At 70.8% G+C, this 17774-nt stretch carries 14 protein-coding genes and 1 pseudogene; 7 read left to right on the forward strand and 8 right to left on the reverse strand.

All coding sequences use genetic code 11. From position 1 onward, the window contains the following. Nucleotides 1–2 precede the first annotated feature (2 nt). The 3 genes from AV521_RS52605 to AV521_RS09025 form a co-directional block, all read right to left on the reverse strand. Nucleotides 3–152, reverse strand: coding sequence for a hypothetical protein (locus tag AV521_RS52605; protein ID WP_371917006.1), 150 nt, complete (start codon nt 150–152; stop codon nt 3–5). Next, nucleotides 142–498, reverse strand: coding sequence for a hypothetical protein (locus AV521_RS09020; protein WP_371917007.1), 357 nt, complete (start codon nt 496–498; stop codon nt 142–144). The genes AV521_RS52605 and AV521_RS09020 overlap by 11 nt, the downstream gene beginning before the upstream one ends. 84 nt (nt 499–582) lie before the next feature. Next, nucleotides 583–2391 carry an ABC transporter ATP-binding protein gene (locus tag AV521_RS09025; protein WP_076086081.1) on the reverse strand — a complete coding sequence of 603 codons (1809 nt, stop codon included), beginning with the start codon at nt 2389–2391 and terminating at the stop codon, nt 583–585. 114 nt (nt 2392–2505) lie between these two features. Here AV521_RS09025 and AV521_RS09030 point away from each other — a divergent pair, with 114 nt between their 5' ends. Continuing rightward, entirely contained in the window at nt 2506–2955 is a 450-nt protein-coding gene (locus AV521_RS09030; RefSeq protein WP_076086084.1) for a MarR family winged helix-turn-helix transcriptional regulator, read from the forward strand. A 19-nt stretch (nt 2956–2974) separates the two neighbouring features. Here the strand turns inward: AV521_RS09030 and AV521_RS09035 are convergent, their stop codons facing one another. From AV521_RS09035 to AV521_RS09045, 3 genes are all read right to left on the reverse strand, one after another. Beyond that, nucleotides 2975–4351, reverse strand: coding sequence for a cation:dicarboxylate symporter family transporter (locus tag AV521_RS09035; protein ID WP_076086087.1), 1377 nt, complete (start codon nt 4349–4351; stop codon nt 2975–2977). A gap of 167 nt (nt 4352–4518) precedes the next feature. Next, nucleotides 4519–6129 carry a peptide-N4-asparagine amidase gene (locus AV521_RS09040; RefSeq protein WP_305965154.1) on the reverse strand — a complete coding sequence of 537 codons (1611 nt, stop codon included), beginning with the start codon at nt 6127–6129 and terminating at the stop codon, nt 4519–4521. Nucleotides 6130–6300: 171 nt separating this feature from the next. Next, complete coding sequence (locus AV521_RS09045; protein ID WP_371917008.1) at nt 6301–6906, reverse strand: L,D-transpeptidase family protein; 606 nt, start codon at nt 6904–6906, stop codon at nt 6301–6303. 473 nt (nt 6907–7379) lie between these two features. On the opposite strand from AV521_RS09045, the gene AV521_RS09050 reads away from it, so the two are divergent. From AV521_RS09050 to AV521_RS09065, 4 genes are all read left to right on the forward strand, one after another. Then, nucleotides 7380–9212 (forward strand): ABC transporter ATP-binding protein, encoded by a 1833-nt coding sequence (locus AV521_RS09050; RefSeq protein ID WP_076086096.1) that lies wholly within the window; start codon nt 7380–7382, stop codon nt 9210–9212. Continuing rightward, nucleotides 9209–10990: an ABC transporter ATP-binding protein gene (locus AV521_RS09055; RefSeq protein ID WP_076086100.1), complete on the forward strand. Its 1782-nt coding sequence runs from the start codon at nt 9209–9211 to the stop codon at nt 10988–10990. The genes AV521_RS09050 and AV521_RS09055 overlap by 4 nt, the downstream gene beginning before the upstream one ends. A gap of 339 nt (nt 10991–11329) precedes the next feature. Next, nucleotides 11330–11800, forward strand: a complete 471-nt coding sequence (locus AV521_RS09060; RefSeq protein WP_076086103.1) for a DUF5709 domain-containing protein — start codon at nt 11330–11332, stop codon at nt 11798–11800. A gap of 42 nt (nt 11801–11842) precedes the next feature. Further along, nucleotides 11843–12106, forward strand: a complete 264-nt coding sequence (locus tag AV521_RS09065; RefSeq protein ID WP_076086106.1) for a type B 50S ribosomal protein L31 — start codon at nt 11843–11845, stop codon at nt 12104–12106. Nucleotides 12107–12183: 77 nt separating this feature from the next. Here AV521_RS09065 and AV521_RS09070 read toward each other — a convergent pair whose 3' ends face one another. Further along, nucleotides 12184–12978, reverse strand: a complete 795-nt coding sequence (locus AV521_RS09070; RefSeq protein ID WP_076086110.1) for a metal-dependent hydrolase — start codon at nt 12976–12978, stop codon at nt 12184–12186. A 145-nt stretch (nt 12979–13123) separates the two neighbouring features. On the opposite strand from AV521_RS09070, the gene AV521_RS09075 reads away from it, so the two are divergent. Further along, nucleotides 13124–15637, forward strand: coding sequence for an RNA helicase (locus AV521_RS09075; protein WP_076086114.1), 2514 nt, complete (start codon nt 13124–13126; stop codon nt 15635–15637). 40 nt (nt 15638–15677) lie between these two features. Beyond that, nucleotides 15678–16544 (forward strand): acyl-CoA thioesterase II, encoded by an 867-nt coding sequence (locus AV521_RS09080; protein ID WP_076086117.1) that lies wholly within the window; start codon nt 15678–15680, stop codon nt 16542–16544. Nucleotides 16545–16931: 387 nt separating this feature from the next. Here the strand turns inward: AV521_RS09080 and AV521_RS09085 are convergent. Continuing rightward, nucleotides 16932–17768, reverse strand: a pseudogene (locus tag AV521_RS09085) (DUF6397 family protein); the annotation flags it as partial. Nucleotides 17769–17774: the final 6 nt, after the last annotated feature.

Here is a 17774-nt window from a genome sequence, read left to right on the forward strand (position 1 = left end):
CCTCAGCGGACCGCGAGCGCGGGCCCGGCCGGGCTCTCGGACGGTTCCTGCGCCCGCACCGCGCCCTGGCGCACGGCGTTGAAGTCCACCACGCTGCGCGGATGCGTCGCACACTCGGCGGTGCAGCGGCTGTCTCCCGGCTTACCCTTCACCGGGGTTGTCGATCGGCGTGGGCGGCAGGCCCATGCGCTGGCGCGTAGTTGATCGCCGAGCCCATCTGCAGCGACATTCCGCACTCCAGCCCGTTGATGACAACCTGGGCGACCTTGCCCATGTCGCCCGCGTCGCGGCCTCGGCGTCGGCCTCAGCCTGGACGGTGCCGGCGATGGTGAGGGCCTGGTAGACGTTCATCGCGTTGTGCTGTGCGCCGGACTCACGCGTGCTGCGCGGGGGCAGCACGAGGGCCTCGTCGATCGCGTCGTACACCTGACTCGCGCGCCAGCGCTCCGGGACGACCAGCGCGGCGGGCGGTGGCTCCTTGGGGCTCCTGTCCGGCATCAGCAGCGGCACCGCCACGGCGACGCCGGCTGCGACGGCATACCGCTCTAAACCTGATATCTGCCCCGTTCGGCTTCCGCAGCGTCAGCTCGTCGGTTCCAGCTGTGCGTCCCGGCGCACCAGAGCGGCATACCGCCCGTCCCGTTCCAGCAGTTCCTCATGGCTGCCGCGTTCGGCGACCCGCCCGGAGTCGAGGACCACGATCTGGTCGGCGCCGCGGATCGTGGACAGACGATGGGCGATGGTGATCGTCGTCCGGTCGGCCGACAGGGCGTCGATCGCCTCCTGGACGGCGGCCTCCGTGCGGGTGTCGAGCGCGCTGGTCGCCTCGTCGAGGATGAGGACCGGCGGATCGCGCAGGATCGTGCGGGCTATCGCGAGGCGCTGCTTCTCACCGCCGGAGAAGCGGTGGCCGCGTTCACCGACGACCGTGTCGTAGCCGTCGGGCAGCGCGGCTATGTGATCGTGTATCTGCGCCGCCCTGGCCGCGGCCTGCAGTTCCTCGTCGGTGGCGTCCGGCTTGGCGAAGCGGAGGTTGTCGGCGACCGAGGCGTGGAAGAGATACGTCTCCTGCGAGACGACACCGACCGCGCGGGCAAGGGTGTCGAAGTCGAGGTCCCGGACATCGACGCCGTCCACCGTGACACGGCCGCCGGTGACGTCGTAGAGCCGGGGCACCAGATAGCCGAGCGTGGACTTGCCGGCTCCGGTCGGCCCGACGACGGCGAGACTGCCGCCCGCGGGGACGGTGACGTCGATGCCGTCCAGGACGGGACGGGTTCTGTCGTCGTTGTCGTAGCGGAACTCGACGTCCTCGAAGCGGACTTCGCCCTTGACCTGGTCGAGATGGACGGGCCGCTCGCGCTCGGTGATGTCGATCGGCAGGTCCAGATACTCGAAGATTCGCTGGAAGAGCGCGAGGGACGTCTGGATCTGGACACCGGTCGCGAGCAGGCTCACGGCTGGGCGGAACAGTCCCTGCTGGAGCGAGACGAAGGCGACGATGGTGCCTAGCGAGACCTTGGGGCCGCCGAACTGGAGGGCGAGACCGGCCGTCCAGTAGATGATGGCGGGCATCGCGGCCATGACGATCGTGATCACGGCCATGCGCCAGCGCCCGGCCATGTTCGACTTCACTTCCAGGTCGACCAGGCGCTCGGACTCGTCCGCGAAGGAGGCGGTCAGTGAGTCGGAGCGGCCCATGGTGCGGCCGAGCAGGATGCCGCTGACCGACAGCGACTCGGTGACGGTGGCCGCCATCGCGGCCATCTGCTTCTGCCGCTGCGTGGTGATCTTCTTGCGTTCGTTGCCGACGCGGCGGCTTATCCATACGAACACCGGCAGCAGGAGGATCGAGACGATCGTGAGCCGCCAGTCGAGGGCGACCATCGCGACGATCGTGGCGACGACACTGGTGGCGTTGGATACCAGGGAGGTGGCGGTGGAGGTGACGGTGGCCTGCATGCCGCCGATGTCGTTGGCGATCCGCGACTGGACCTCGCCGGTGCGCGTGCGCGTGAAGAAGGCGAGTGACATGCGCTGCAGGCGGCCGTAGACGGCGGTGCGCAGGTCGTGCATGACGCGCTGGCCGACGGTGGTCGAGATCAGCGTCTGGAGCACGCCGAAGACGCTGGAGAGAACCGCGCTGAGGATCATGCCGAGCGCGAGCAGGCTGAGCAGGCCGGTGCGGCCCTGGGGGATCGCGACGTCCAGGGTCTCCTTGAGCAGGAACGGCGTGGCCACCGAGACCAGCGAGGCGGCGCCGACCAGCAGGCCGACGATCGCGAGCCGCCCGCGGTAGGGACGGAAGAGTTTCAGGATGCGCCGCACCTGCCGGGGCTGTTCCTTGGCGTCGGCAGGCGGGGTCCAGGACGTTTCACGGTCGGGATGCATGGGCTCCTACGGAGGTGAACGGGCGCCGGCCGGAGGTCGGCCGACGATGACGAACGGATCATAGCTCATTGTTACCTATACTCACAATGAACGGCATCCTGATATTGTTCCCGCATGACCACGCCCGATCCCGACGGAATGCTCGCCGAGCAGTTGCTGAGGCTGACCCGCCGGGTGCACCGCATCCAGAGGCGCCATCTGGAACAGAACGACCTCGGCATCACCCCGGCCCAGTCCCGGCTGCTGCGCACCCTCGCGCACTGCGCCTCGCCCCCGCGCATGGCCGATCTCGCCGAGCGCCTGGAGGTGGTGCCGCGGGCGGTGACGACGCTGGTCGACGGGCTGGAGGCGAGCGGGAAGGTACGGCGGATGCCGGATCCGGCGAACCGGCGGGTGACCCGGATCGAGCTGACGGACGAGGGGCGCACGACCCTGCGCGAGCTGGGGGGCGCACGCCGCTCCGCGGCCGAGGAGATCCTCGCGCCCCTGACGGAGAAGGAGCGTCAGGTACTCGGCGTGCTGCTGGACACCCTGATCGAGGGGGACCGGGACACGCGCTGCTGAGCCGCGCGCCGGCATCCGGTCAGCCCGCCTCCGGCGCGGGCTCCTTGACGGTCGGCCGCATCCTCTCGGCGGATTGCCCTTCCCGGCCCTCGTCGGACACGGGGGCGATCTCCCCGTCCAGCACCCTCTTGGCCCGCGCGGTGTCCAGCGCGCCCTCCCAGCGGGAGACTGCGAAGACGGCGACGCAGTTGCCGAGCAGGTTGGTGGTGACCCGCATGGAGTCCATGATCCGGTCGACGCCGAGGAGCAGGGCGACCGCTCCGGCGGGGATGACGCCCAGCGAGGTCGCGGTCGCGGACATCGCGAGGAAGGCCGAACCGGGCACGCCCGCCATGCCCTTACTGGTCAGCATGAGCACGAGGACGACCGTGATCTGCCGGCCCGGATCGAGTTCGACGCCCACCGCCTGCGCAATGAACAGGGTGCCGATGGAGAGGTAGATCGAGGCACCGTCGAGGTTGAAGGAATAGCCGGTGGGCAGCACCAGGCCCACGGCGTCGTCCCGGCAGCCGGCCTGCCGCAGCTTCTGCATCACGCGCGGCATGACGCTCTCACTGGATGCCGTACCGAGGGCCAGCAGCAGTTCCGCACGGGTGTAGCGGACGAACTTCCACAGGCTCAGCCCGCTGACCAGCCACAGCGCGACCCCCAGCAGCACGAGGAAGGCCGCGGCGACGGCGTAGCACAGGACGATGAGCTTGCCGTAGGTCTTCATGACCCCGAGGCCGTACTGGCCGACGAGGTGGACCATCGCGCCGAACACGGCGAGCGGCGCGAGCCGCATGACGAAGCCGACGACGGCGAAGACGACCTCCTGCGCCTGCTCGATCGCCGGCAGGACGCTGGGGACCTTGGTGTGGCCGAGGTGGAGCAGTGCCGCGCCGACCAGACAGGCCAGGACGAGGACCTGCAGCAGGGCGTTGTCCGCGAAGGCTCCGACGACACTGTCCGGCAAGGCGTTCAGGATGAACGCGGTCGTGGACGGCAGTGCGCCGCCCTGGGTCTGCCGGTCGACCGCCGAGGCGTCGAGCTTCGCGGGGTCCACGTGCATCCCGGTGCCGGGACCGGCCACATTGGCGGCGACCAGGCCGAGGAGCAGGGCAACCGTGGACGCCGCCTCGAACCAGATCAGGGCCTTGAGCCCGATCCGCCCGAAGGCCTTCAGATCACCGGCCTTGGCGATGCCCACGACGACCACACAGAACACCAGCGGCGAGATGACCGCCTTGATCAGGCGCACGAAACCGTCGCCGAGCGGCTGGAAGGCCGTGGCCGACTCGGGCCACAGCTTCCCGACGACGATGCCGAGCACGAGCGCGCAGGCGACCTGCGCGAAGAGGGAGGTACGCAGTATGCGTGCGACGCGTCGCGGCAGGGACGGTACGGACTGCGGCACGGGCACTCCTAGGGGGACGTCGGCACGCAGAAGCCGAGCGGTACTTCTGCGATACGGAAAGCGGCTTCCGTATCGATCACTCTGCAGCCGTTGTAGATCCCCACGGAGACACCCGTGTCACAGCCAGGTAAATCACACCGCCCGTGGCGCACTCCACATCGCCGCGCTCAACAGCGGTAGCGATCCTCCGTCAACACCCCCTGAACCGTGGTCAGTACATGGTCGTAGCAGCCGTCGGAGCCGTACAGCCGGTAGCGCTCGCTCGACGTGCCGACCGCGTGCCGCTGGTCGCGCGGGACGTTCATCGTGTACGCCGCGTCGCCGCTGTAGGTGTCGTCGAGCTGTGACCAGGTGGTGCGCCGGCCGTCCCGCAGGTCCACGACCGACGCACGGTCGCCGATGGTCAGCACGGTGCGCAGCCGGTTGTCCGTGCCGATGGTCGTGGCGCCGTTCATGGTGTACGTCCGGTGCGTGTGCGTCGTCCGCGCGGGGCCCTGTCCGCCGACGGTGACCGTCTGGTCGTCGGACCACGCCGCGTCCAGTCCGTCCGTGTTCTCACCCTCGGTCCAGCGGTGCACGGAGGTGTTGGCGAGCCTCCGGGTGACGGTGGTGGTCACACGGCCGTGCGAGGTGTCGAGGTAGCCGGACACGGTGAGCCGGTGTCCCGCCTCGGTGTTCACACGGTTCTCCGAACCGGGCGTGTAGGTGGAGGAATTGGCGATGTCCGTCGCCCGGTCCGCAGTGAGCGCACCGGTGACCTGGGTGCGGTGCGCGTCCTGCCAGACCAGGACGTTCACCGGCGCGCTCCAGCCCGACTGGCCCGCGGGGACGCCGACGACGGACACGTCGACGTGGTGCGGACGGCCGTCGTCGAGCAGGCCCGCGAAGGGCGTGAGGTCGTACTCGATGGGCCGCACGTCGAAGGCGCCCGGCGCCGGAAGGACGTACCAGAGGAAGGGGTTGGACCAGCCGCCGGTCCAGACGTTCGGGAACGGCGCCGCGATACCGGCGAGTTGACCGTCGACCTTGATCTGCACCTCACGGTAGGGACCGTGATCGGCCTTGCAGGAGTACGACGCCGGGTCGGCCACGGTGAGATACCAGAACTCCTCGCAGCCGCCGCCCGAACCGGTCGCATAGACCTCGGCGACGATCCGCTCGCTGTTGCGCGGGGCGGTGAGGGTTGTGCCGCCGGGCGAGTCCGCGAGCGTGAGGACACGGTCGGGGGTCCGCTCGGCGGGGCGGCCCGCATAGAAGGTCAGGCTGGCGTGCACATCGATGACACCGGTGTACGTGCCGTCCACCACGTTGCCGATCAGCATCTCGACGTCCTGCGGGCTGCGGAAGGTGTCGCTGTAGCGGGTGACGTCCTTCTCGACGTGCCATGCGATGCCGTCGGGCGAGGGTTCGGGTGTGGAGGTACGCAGGATCTCGACCCCGCCGACGTGCAGATAGCCGAGGCGGTCGTACTGACGGCCCTTCACCTTGCCGTCGAGCCGCAGGACGACCTTGCTCCAGTGGTCGCCGCAGTCCTGGGGCGGGGTGTAGGCGCCGCGGTAGGGCGTGAAGTCGCGGAACTGGGCGTCGGCCAGGGTGACCTGGCACGACCTGGTGTGCGGCCGGTCGGCGGGCGGTGCCGCGGTGACCGGGTCGTGCCAGTCGGTACCGAACTCGGGCGGAACGTCGACCGCTTGGGCGACGACGGCTCCGGTACCGAGGATCGCGCTCACCAGGAGGGCCACACCGGCCAGCATGGACATGACTATCTGTCTACTCATGGCCGGTGTTCTACGGGGAGTCGGGGGCGGCCCGCAATGACGCGTCGAGGAGAACGACGCGATCGGGCCTGATCGGCCCCAGGGGCTTGTCGGCCCCGAGATGCACGCGGGGCGCGTCGGTGTCGGGGCGGCCTTGGAAAGACCGCCCGAGGCGGCCGGAGGGCCGGTGCGTCAGGCGCGCAGTTCCTGCCTGTCGCCCATCACCATCACCGGGCGCCGGGCCGGATCGAGCGTGCGCAGCAGGAACTGCATGGCGTCCATGGGCACGCTGACGCACGCGGACGTGCCGTCGCCGTGGTCGAGGTGCAGCCAGATGCCACCGCCCTTCGCGTCACCCTCGGGGCGAGCGCCGTCGTCCGGCGGGTGGCCCGGGCGGCGGTTGTAGTCGATGGCGATGACGTAGTCGAAGTCATGCTGATGCGCCTCGGCCCGGTTCGGGGGCGCGAAGGAGTTCGCGTCCTGGAGGTACGGCAGCCTGGTGCCTGGGTCGTCGAGCACACCGCCCGCGTCGGAGAGGCCGAACACACCGATGGGACTGCGCTCGTCACCCTCGCGATGGCGCCCGGTCCAGCCGTTGCGGCCGTTGTGCGCCGGCCACGTGGCCATCGGTCGCCACTCCGGCCCCTCCCGCATGTACAGCACGGCCGTGGAGTCGGGCGAGTTCTCGCCGTCGCCGTACACCACGAGGACCTGGCCGGTGTCCCGGGAGATCTGCCGGTACAGCCGGTCGCCGACGTCCGGGACGCGGGTCGGGTCGGCCACGGGAGCGGTCGACACCACGGGACTCCGCGTGACCTGTCCGTGGGGGCCCACCGCCCCGCCGGCGCGAACCGGACCGGACGCGTCGGTCCCACACGCGGACAGAGTCGCCACAAGTGCCCCAAAGGCCGTCGCCGCGACCGTCATTCGCCGCACGTTGTCCATGAGCACATGACCATCGTGGCTTACGTACCGGTTGATAGTGCGATCTTCTGGACATTCGGGTGACGGCCTCATGCGCACGATGGACCGGCCGTCCACCCGACCGCCGAGAGCCGGACAGGACTCCTCTCCCGGCGATGCCGGACCCCGTGGCCCGTGGCCGGAAGCCGGTGGATTTCACCGCTCGGTCAGGAAAACCGTTTGAAATTCACCACTCAGCGACGCCAACCTTTCACAGCTCGTCACCGCTTCTCGCCGCCTCCCCTCCCCTCGCTTCCCCCTGCCTCCCTATTCCTCCCTTCCCTCCTGACACGAGCCACTGAGAACTCATGCAGATTCAAGACCTTCCGTACTCCGATCCGGGCGTCCCGGACGCACGTTCGGGCCCCCGATTCCTGTGGTGGCTCTGGCGGAATCAGCTGGGCGGACAGCTGAAGTCGCTCGCCTGGGGCCTGCTGCACTTCGTCGCCGTCTCGGCCTTGCCCTTCTGTGTCGGCCTCGCTGTCCAGGCGGTCGTCGACCGCTCCGGCACCCGGCTCGCCCTGACGGGTGGTCTGATGCTGCTGTGCGGCACGGGCATCGCCGTCGGCGACACCTTCCTGCACCGGACCGCCGTCACCAACTGGATCACGGCCGCCGCCCGAGTCCAGCAACTGCTGGCGCGCAAGGCCGCCCGGCTCGGCTCCGCCCTGACCCGGCGGGTCGCCGCCGGCGAAGTGGTGGCGGTCTCCACCGGCGACGTCGAGAAGATCGGCTGGTTCGTCGAGGCCGTGTCCCGGTTCACCGCGGCCGCGCTGTCGGTCGTGGTGGTCTGTGTCGCCCTCGTCGTCTACCAGCCCGCCCTGGGCGTGGTCGTCGCCGTCGGACTGCCGGTGGTGGCGCTCGCGGTGCTGCCGCTGCTGCCCCGGGCGACCCGCCGCGCCGACGTGCAGCGCGAGAAGGCGGGCCGGGCCACCGAGCTGGCCTCGGACACGGTCGCCGGGCTGCGCGTGCTGCGCGGCATCGGCGGCGAGGAGCTGTTCCTCGACCGCTACCGCCGTGCCTCGCAGGAGGTCCGGCACGCCGCGGTGCGCAGCGCCCGGATGTGGTCGCTGATCTCCGCCCTCCAGGTGCTGCTGCCCGGACTGCTGCTCATCGCAGTCGTCTGGCACGGCATCCACCTGGCCCGCCAGGGCCGGATCACCGTCGGTGAACTCGTCACCGTCTACAGCGCGGTCATGGTTCTGAACTACCCGCTGCGGCACTTCGAGGAGATCGCCATGGCGTACTCCTTCTCGCGGCCGTCGGCCAAACGGGCGGCACGGGTGCTGTCGCTGGAGCGGTCAACGGCCACCGAGGGCATCCGCGAGACGCAGGTGCCGTGCGGCGACCTGTACGACCCCGGCACCGATCTGCTGGCTCCAGCGGGCCGTCTCACCGCTGTGGTCTGCGGCGATCCGGACGCGGCGGGCAGGCTCGCGGAGCGGCTGGGCGGCCACGCGACCGAGCAGGGCCGCTCGGCGCTGCTCGGCGGCGTCGCCCTGGACGAACTCCCGCTGGACAGCGCCCGTACCGCCGTCCTTGTCCAGGACAAGGACCCGGTACTGCTGTCCGGCACGCTGCGTGAGCTGCTCGACGTGCCCGCCTCCGGAAGCGTGCGAGCCTCGGACGCGCTGGCCGCGGCGCAGTGCGACGACGTTCTGGACGCACTCGTCCAGGGCTCGCTGGACGCCGCGGACCCCATGGACGCCCGTATCAGCGAGCGCGGGCGGTCCCTGTCCGGAGGCCAGCGCCAGCGGCTGGCGCTGGCCCGGTCACTGATCACCGACCCCCAGGTGCTGGTGCTGGACGAACCGACGTCCGCGGTCGACTCGCACACCGAGGCACGGATCGCGGACGGGCTGCGCCGACTGCGCTCGGGACGCACGACGGTGGTGTTCACCTCCTCACCGCTGCTGCTCGACCGCGCGGACCGCGTCGTCCTGGTCCACGAGGGCGAGGTCGTAGCGGTCGGTCCGCACCGCGAGCTGATCGACGGCGAGCCGCGATACCGGGCCGTGGTCACGCGAGAGCCGGACGCCGAGCTGGCCGCGGGCGACGCGGGCGCCCTGGTGGACACGGCCGACGAGGGCGCCCTCGTGGGCGCGGGCCAGGAACGGAAAGAGAGCGAGGAGAGCGCATGATCGGCGTTGCGCCGCCGGCGTACGACCCGGCGGCCCCGACGGCCGCCACCACCCTGCCTGTCGGCGCGGCGGCGACCGTGCGCGGCTACGTCGCCGAGCTGTTCCGCCGGCACCGCCGGGCGTTCCTGCTGCTCATCGGCGTGAACACGGTGGCCGTGATCGCTTCCATGGTGGGTCCCTACCTGCTCGGCGGCCTGGTCGAGCGGGTGTCGGACGGGTCGCGGGAGCTTCATCTGGGCCTGACCGCCGGGCTGTTCGTGCTCGCGCTGTCCGTGCAGGCCGTCTTCGTACACCAGGTGCGGCTGCGGGGCGCGATGCTCGGCGAGCGGATGCTGGCCGACCTGCGCGAGGACTTCCTCGTCCGGTCGGTCGGGCTGCCGCCGGGCGTGCTGGAACGGGCCGGCACCGGTGATCTGCTCTCCCGCATCACCACCGACATCGACCGTCTGGCCAACGCGATGCGCGAGGCCGTGCCGCAGCTGGCTATCGGTGTCGTGTGGGCCCTGCTGCTGCTCGGCGGGCTCGTCGTGACGGCTCCGCCGCTCGCGGCCGCCGTGCTGCTCGCCGTGCCGGTGCTCGTGATCGGCTGCCGCTGGTACTTCAAGCGGGCGCCCTCCGGATACCGCTCCGAGGCCGCCGGATACGCGGCCGTCGCCGCCGCGCTCGCCGAGACGGTGGACGCGGGCCACACCGTCGAGGCGCACCGGCTCGGCGCCCGCCGCGTCGCCCTGTCGGAGCGGCGGATCAAGGAGTGGACAGCCTGGGAGCGGTACACGCTCTGGCTGCGGTCCGTGCTCTTCCCGGTGATCAACGCCGTCCACATCATCGTGCTCGGCTCGGTCCTCATGGTCGGCGGGGCGTTCGTCCTGCACGGCTGGATCGGGGTGGGGCAACTGACCACGGGTGCCCTCCTCGCGCAGATGCTCGTCGACCCGGTGAACCTGATCCTGCGCTGGTACGACGAGGTGCAGGTCGCCCAGGTGTCGCTGGCCCGGCTGGTCGGTGTGCGGGACATCGAGCCGGACGCCGGGGACGTCTCGCTGGCGCCGGACGGGCGTGACGTGCACGCCGACCGGGTGCACTTCGGCTACCGCGAGGGCGTCGACGTGCTGCGCAAGGTGTCGCTGGAGGTCGCCCCGGGCACCCGGCTGGCCCTGGTCGGCCCCTCGGGCGCGGGCAAGTCCACCCTGGGCAGGCTGCTGGCCGGGATCTACGCACCCCGCGACGGCAGGATCACCCTGGGCGGCGCGGAGCTGTCCCGGATGCCCGCGGAACGGGTCCGCTCCCACGTCGCCCTCGTCAACCAGGAACACCACGTCTTCGTCGGCTCCCTTCGGGACAACCTCCTGCTGGCCCGTACCGGTGCCACGGACGCCGAGCTGTGGGCGGCGCTGGGCGCGGTCGACGCGGACGGCTGGGCGCGGGCACTGGACGACGGCCTGGACACCGAGGTCGGCTCCGGCGGGCTCGCGCTGACCCCGGCGCAGGCCCAGCAGATCGCGCTGGCCCGGCTGGTGCTGGCCGATCCGCACACGCTGGTCCTGGACGAGGCCACCTCGCTGCTGGACCCACGCGCGGCCCGGCATCTGGAACGCTCCCTGGCCCGGGTCCTGGACGGCCGCACCGTAGTCGCCATCGCCCACCGCCTGCACACCGCCCATGACGCCGACGTGATCGCCGTCGTGGAGAACGGCCGCATCAGCGAGCTGGGCAGCCACGACGACCTGGTCACGGCGGACGGCCCCTACGCGGCGCTCTGGCGATCCTGGCACGGGTGAGACTCCGCCCTGTGCGCGAGCGCCAGGGTGCCAGGTGTTTGACGCCGAGTGCCGGATGCCGGCGGTCGTGGCCACGATCGCCGGGGAATGCGGCGGCCGGGCCGCGGCAAACGGGCGGGCTGGGGCGCGTGCCGGGCGCCGGTGCGCGTGTGCGGGCACGGAGCCACGTCCGTGACGTTGCGCGGTGCCGAGCAGGGGTGGAAGGCTGGAGAACGGCACCGGCTCGGGGCACGCCTCGGAACCACCCGGTTCACGGCGTGTGGCCCCCGTGTCGCGCGTGCCGGCGGCCCGCCGCCCGCTGTGGTGGCACATGGCCGTCCTCACCACCTGGAGGTACTCGTGGACCGCGCCGACAGCTGGGGGGACGACGTCTACCAGCCCGATTCCTCGGAGATCCGGGAGGACTCGGGGGTGCTCGACGTCGAGGACACACTGGACTTCGACGGCGTCGAGGACCCGCTCGACCGCGGCTGGTCCCCTCCTGAGCGCCCCTGGGCGGTGGAGCACACCGGTGTGACGGCGGCCGAGCGCCAGGCGGGCGAGACTCTCGACCAGCGGCTCGCCGAGGAGCAGCCGGACCTGCCCACGCCCGACGGCGACGACCTCGGTGACTGTGCCGGAACCGACGGGGAACTCCTCGACAACGAGGTCGGCAACCTGCGCTCCGGCCGGCTGGTGGCTCCGGACGAGGGAGCGCACGAGGACGAAGAGGCCGCCCTCGTCGCCACCGATGTCGGCATCGACGGCGCCGCCGCCTCCGCCGAGGAGGCCGCGATGCACATCGTCGACGAGGAATCGCTGTCCGGCTGAGCCGCGCGCCCCCTGCCCGACCGCCCCGCACGAGGAGCCGCCATGCAGCAGGACAAGCACCCCGACTACCACCCCGTGGTCTTCCGTGACCGCGCCGCCGGCTACGCGTTCCTGACCCGCTCGACCGCGCAGAGCGAGCAGACCATCGAGTGGGACGACGGCCGGACCTACCCGGTGGTCGACGTGGAGATCTCCTCGGAGAGCCACCCCTTCTACACGGGCAAGGCCCGGACCGTCGACACCGAGGGCCGCGTCGCCCGCTTCGAGCGCCGGTACGGCGGGGCGGAGTCCGGCGAGGCGACCTGATCCACCTGCTCCCGATCCGTGCCTCGGGTCAGGCACCGGGCTACGCGGAAGGAAACGCCCCGGAAGTGAGGGGCGCCTCAGATCACGTTGAGGGCCGCCGCACAGCCCACTCCGCCGAGCAGCATGAACACGGGCATCAGCACCTTCAGCTCCACCCAGCTCCCGGCCCGGAAGCGCATCGCCTTCGGCGGCCCCACCGGGTACCACCGCTTGCGGCCCAGCGGGATGGGCCACAGGATCGGACAGCCCGACACGGTCAGCGCGTCCCCGATGTCGTGCACCAGCGCGCCCAGCACGACCGGCAGTCCCAGCCACAGGTACTGCTGGCCCGGCGCGGTGAACAGCCAGTCGGAGCCATTGCCGGGCTTGTCCAGGATCCCCGCGAGGATCCACGCGCTGGTCGCTGCCAGCAGCCAGACCAGGACATCGGCGCTGGAACCCCGGGCCGCCCGCCACAGCAGACCCTCGATCGCCAGCACCATGTGCACGAAGAGAATCGCCAGTACCGCCCACCGGCCGCCCGCGATCGCCGCTGCCGAGCAGCCGGCGCCGAGCAGGACCGCCCACAGCCAGGTGTGCGTCAGTGTGCGGTGGCCGCCGTTGCGGCGCGGGTCGCCCTTCATCCGGGTCGCCTTGTAGACGGCGTACGACAGCTTGTCCACGATCTCGCAGGTCCAGTGAGAGATCGGGCCGAAGGAGCGCGAGATGGTCGCCGCCTTGTGGTCGAGGTCCGGGGCGAGCGCGGCACCGGCACAGATCAGAGCCCCCACGAGGAGAACCGGCCAGGGCATCGGATGCCCCGCCGCCGCGGCGGCGGCTCCGACCCCGAGCCAGGCCGCGGCCCCCGACAGTGAGTGTGCTGGTCCCATCATGGCCGCTTCCCGCCCCATTCCTCGTGTGCCGCTGTCCAGTTGACCTGGTGCGCTGACGCTCCGTCGGCGACACAGCGTAGCTGCCGTGATCTTCGCGCTCACAGCCGATTCCCCTCTTGGGGACCGGGGCAGGCAAGATGGGTGCGTGACCCTCATCGATCAGCTGCCGCCGACCGCCGACCCCGACGCCCTGTACGAAGCCTTCGAGTCGTGGACGCAGGAGCGCGGCCTCACCCTCTACCCGCACCAGGAGGAGGCGCTGATCGAGGTGGTCTCCGGGGCGAACGTGATCGTCTCGACCCCCACCGGCTCCGGCAAGAGCATGATCGCCGCGGGCGCGCACTTCGCCGCGCTGGCCCGGGACGAGGTCACCTTCTACACGGCTCCGATCAAGGCGCTGGTGTCGGAGAAGTTCTTCGAGCTTTGCAAGATCTTCGGTACCGAGAACGTCGGCATGCTCACGGGCGACGCCTCCGTGAACGCCGACGCTCCTGTGATCTGCTGCACCGCCGAGGTGCTCGCGTCGATCGCGCTGCGCGACGGCAAGGACGCGGACATCGGCCAGGTCGTCATGGACGAGTTCCACTTCTACGCGGAGGGCGATCGCGGCTGGGCGTGGCAGATCCCGTTGCTGGAACTCCCCCAGGCGCAGTTCATCCTGATGTCGGCCACTTTGGGCGATGTGTCGTTCTTCGAGAAGGACCTCACGCGCCGTACCGGCCGCCCCACGTCGGTGGTCCGCTCGGCGACCCGCCCGGTGCCGCTCTCCTACGAGTACCAGCTCACCCCGCTCACCGAGACACTCACCGACCTGCTGCAGAGCAAGCAGGCGCCGGTGTACATCGTGCACTTCACACAGGCGCAGGCCGTGGAGCGGGCGCAGGCGCTGATGAGCATCAACATGTGCTCGCGCGAGGAGAAGGACCAGATCGCCGAGCTGATCGGCAACTTCCGCTTCACCACCAAGTTCGGCCGCAACCTCTCCCGTTACGTCCGGCATGGCATCGGCGTCCACCATGCCGGCATGCTGCCCAAGTACCGGCGGCTGGTGGAGAAACTCGCCCAGGCCGGACTGCTGAAGGTCATCTGCGGCACGGACACGCTCGGCGTGGGCGTCAACGTGCCGATCCGCACAGTGCTGTTCACCGCCCTCACGAAGTACGACGGCAGCCGGGTGCGCACGCTGCGGGCCCGGGAGTTCCATCAGATCGCCGGCCGGGCCGGCCGGGCCGGCTTCGACACGGCGGGACTGGTCGTGGCACAGGCGCCGGAGCACATCATCGAGAACGAGAAGGCGCTCGCCAAGGCAGGCGACGACCCGAAGAAGCGGCGCAAGGTGGTGCGCAAGAAGGCGCCGGAGGGCTTTGTCGGCTGGACGGACAACACCTTCCAGAAGCTGATCGAGTCGGAGCCGGAGCCGCTGACCTCGCGTTTCCGGGTGACGCACACGATGCTGCTGTCGGTGATCGCCCGCCCGGGCAACGCGTTCGAGGCGATGCGTCACCTCCTGGAGGACAACCACGAGCCGCGCAGGCAGCAGCTCCGTCACATCCGCCGGGCGATCGCGATCTACCGCTCGCTGCTCGACGGCGGGATCGTGGAGAAGCTCGACAAGCCCGACGCCGAGGGCCGGATCGTCCGGCTCACGGTCGACCTGCAGCAGGACTTCGCGCTCAACCAGCCGCTGTCCACGTTCGCGCTCGCCGCGTTCGAACTCCTCGACCCCGAGTCGCCGTCCTACGCCCTCGACATGGTGTCCGTGGTCGAGTCCACCCTGGACGATCCGCGGCAGATCCTCGTCGCCCAGCAGAACAAGGCGCGCGGCGAGGCCGTGGCCGCGATGAAGGCGGACGGTGTCGAGTACGAGGAGCGCATGGAGCGCCTTCAGGACATCACGTACCCGAAGCCACTGGAAGAGCTGCTCTTCCACGCGTACAACACCTACCGCAAGAGCCACCCGTGGGTCGGCGACCACCCGTTGTCGCCTAAGTCCGTGATCCGGGACATGTACGAACGGGCACTGTCCTTTACCGAGTTGGTGTCCTTCTACGAGCTGGCCCGCACCGAGGGCATCGTGCTGCGCTACCTCGCCAGCGCCTACAAGACCCTCGACCACAACATCCCGGACGACCTCAAGTCCGAGGACCTGCAGGATCTGATCGAGTGGCTCGGCGAGATGGTGCGCCAGGTGGACTCCAGCCTGCTGGACGAGTGGGAGCAGCTCGCGAACCCGGAGGAGATGACCGCCGAGGAGGCCCAGGAGAAGGCCGACGAGGTGAAGCCGATCACCACGAACGCGCGCGCCTTCCGGGTCCTGGTCCGCAACGCCCTGTTCCGCCGCGTGGAGCTGGCCGCCCTCGACCAGGTCGAGGAGCTGGGCGAGCTGGACGCCGAGTCCGGCTGGGACGCCGACGCCTGGGGCGAGGCGATGGACAGGTACTGGGACGAGTACGAGGATCTCGGCACCGGTCCCGACGCCCGCGGCCCCAAGCTGCTGGTCATCAAGGAGGAGCCGGAGAACGGCCTCTGGCGGGTCCGCCAGATCTTCGACGACCCGAACGGCGACCACGACTGGGGCATCAGCGCGGAGATCGACCTCGCGGCCTCGGACGCCGAGGGCCGTGCGGTCGTCCGAGTCACCGAGGTCGGCCAGTTGTGAGCCGTTCGCGACCAGTTGTGAGCCAAGGAGAATCCCACCGATGACGAACCCGGCCGAGAGACTGGTCGACCTGCTGGACCTCGAGCAGATCGAGGTCGACATCTTCCGTGGCCGAAGCCCGCAGGAGTCCCTGCAGCGGGTCTTCGGCGGCCAGGTGGCGGGCCAGGCGCTGGTCGCCGCCGGCCGCACCACGGACGGCGACCGCCCGGTGCACTCGCTGCACGCGTACTTCCTACGCCCGGGCCGCCCCGGGGTGCCGATCGTGTACCAGGTGGAGCGGGTCCGCGACGGCCGGTCGTTCACCACGCGCCGGGTCACGGCCGTGCAGCAGGGTCGCACGATCTTCAACCTGACCGCCTCCTTTCACAAGCCTGAGGAAGGACCGTTCGAGCACCAGCTGCCGCCGGCCCGCGAGGTGCCGCACCCGGAGTCGCTGCCGACGGTCTCCGAGGAGATCCGCAAGCACCTGGGCGCGCTGCCTGAGCAGTTGGAGCGGATGGCGCGCCGCCAGCCCTTCGACATCCGCTATGTCGACCGGCTGCGCTGGAACAGCGAGGAGATACAGGGCGCCGAGCCGCGCAGCGCGGTGTGGATGCGCGCGGTCGGACCGCTCGGTGACGACCCGCTGGTCCACACGTGTGCGCTGACCTACGCCAGCGACATGACGCTCCTGGACGCGGTCCGTATCCCGGTCGAACCCCTGTGGGGTCCGCGGAACTTCGATCTGGCCTCGCTGGACCACGCGATGTGGTTCCACCGGCCGTTCCGCGCGGACGAGTGGTTCCTGTACGACCAGGAGTCGCCCATCGCCACGGGCGGGCGCGGTCTGGCTCGCGGGCGCATCTACGACCTGCAGGGGCGTCTGCTCGTCTCGGTCGTCCAGGAGGGCCTGTTCAGGTCCCTGTAGCGAGCCGGCTGCCGGGGCCTCGGCCGGGTTGGTTCACACCCGGGCGGGCCGAGCGCTTCTCCGCCGTAGCCAAGCCCGCAGGCCGCGGTCGGTTCGCGGCGAGGGCGCGTCGGCCCGACGGCGCCCCCGGCGGGCCGGGGACGCCGCGGACTGCGGCACGACCGGCGTGCCATGCCACTCGAACGCTCGGGTCATGGGCTCGTCCGCCGGCTCGAACGACCCCGGCAGCCGTCCTCCGTTCGGCCCGGACGCCCCCGCCGGCGGCCCGGTCGTCGGCTCAGACGGTCCCGGCAGCGGCTCGGGGGCGCGTGCCGCGACCGGCTCTTCGTCGGGCGCCGAGGATGCCCGTGCCGTCGGCTCCGTGATGCGCGTGACCGTTCGGGCCATCGGCGGGATGGGCCGTGCGGTCGCTCGCGGGGTCGGTGCGGGACGGCGGGCGGCCGGGCGTGGGGCCCGTGAGAGGGCGCGGGCCTCCTCAATCACCTGGGCCAGTTCGCTGCGCAGCCACGCGATCTCGTCCGCGTCCTGCGCCGTCGTGATCCGCTCCGCGAGGTACGCGGCAGGCGATCCCGGAGTGCCCTGACCCGGCGGCGTGGGCCGGAACCGGTTCACATGGGCCCGCTCGTACGGGTCCCTGACGACGTCGGCGACCTCGACGGGCGAGAGGAAGGCGGCCACGGCTCCAGCCCGGGCCCACGGCTCGTCGACCTGACGCAGCAGAAACCCGAGGTGGCGCCCTCGCCAGTTGCGGGCGCGCAGGTCCACCCCGGCCTCCAACTGGCCGCGCAGGTTCTCAGGTGTACGCCCCTTGAGCAGATGCGCGTTCCCGGCGTCCGAGGCGAACGCGCGCAGGTCTTCGGCCAGATAGAGCCAGACCACGGCCCGATAGCGGTTCAGGTACCACTTCGCCGGCACGAGCAGGCCCAGTCGGGCGAGGCGGGTGAACCGGGCGGCCGGGATCTCCATGAGCCTTGCGCCCTCCGTCGTGCCCACCACCCGCACACGATCGCGCAGGGCTTCCGGGTGCCCCGCCTGCGCACGCAGGCGGTCGATCTCCGCGCGTTCCACCCTCCGGCCTCCTCCCCCGCCCTCGTCTGGCAGGGTCCGGATGTGGCCGAGATGAACGGCGAGGTCGAACTCGCCTCGTTTCAGCTCCAGTTCTCGAGCCGCAAGGCTCGGGGTGCAGGTCACGGGCCGCGATGGGCTGACAGTGCTTGCGGACATGGTCGT

Origin of the sequence: Streptomyces sp. IMTB 2501, from assembly GCF_001953885.1 — a bacterium.
GTDB lineage: Bacteria > Actinomycetota > Actinomycetes > Streptomycetales > Streptomycetaceae > Streptomyces.

Bases quoted from the DNA above. Each gene is read 5' to 3' on its own strand.
- AV521_RS09020 (WP_371917007.1), bottom strand. From the start codon at position 498: ATGCCGGACAGGAGCCCCAAGGAGCCACCGCCCGCCGCGCTGGTCGTC.
- AV521_RS09025 (WP_076086081.1), bottom strand. From the start codon at position 2,391: ATGCATCCCGACCGTGAAACGTCCTGGACCCCGCCTGCCGACGCCAAG.
- AV521_RS09030 (WP_076086084.1), top strand. From the start codon at position 2,506: ATGACCACGCCCGATCCCGACGGAATGCTCGCCGAGCAGTTGCTGAGG.
- AV521_RS09040 (WP_305965154.1), bottom strand. From the start codon at position 6,129: ATGAGTAGACAGATAGTCATGTCCATGCTGGCCGGTGTGGCCCTCCTG.
- AV521_RS09050 (WP_076086096.1), top strand. From the start codon at position 7,380: ATGCAGATTCAAGACCTTCCGTACTCCGATCCGGGCGTCCCGGACGCA.
- AV521_RS09055 (WP_076086100.1), top strand. From the start codon at position 9,209: ATGATCGGCGTTGCGCCGCCGGCGTACGACCCGGCGGCCCCGACGGCC.
- AV521_RS09065 (WP_076086106.1), top strand. From the start codon at position 11,843: ATGCAGCAGGACAAGCACCCCGACTACCACCCCGTGGTCTTCCGTGAC.
- AV521_RS09070 (WP_076086110.1), bottom strand. From the start codon at position 12,978: ATGATGGGACCAGCACACTCACTGTCGGGGGCCGCGGCCTGGCTCGGG.
- AV521_RS09080 (WP_076086117.1), top strand. From the start codon at position 15,678: ATGACGAACCCGGCCGAGAGACTGGTCGACCTGCTGGACCTCGAGCAG.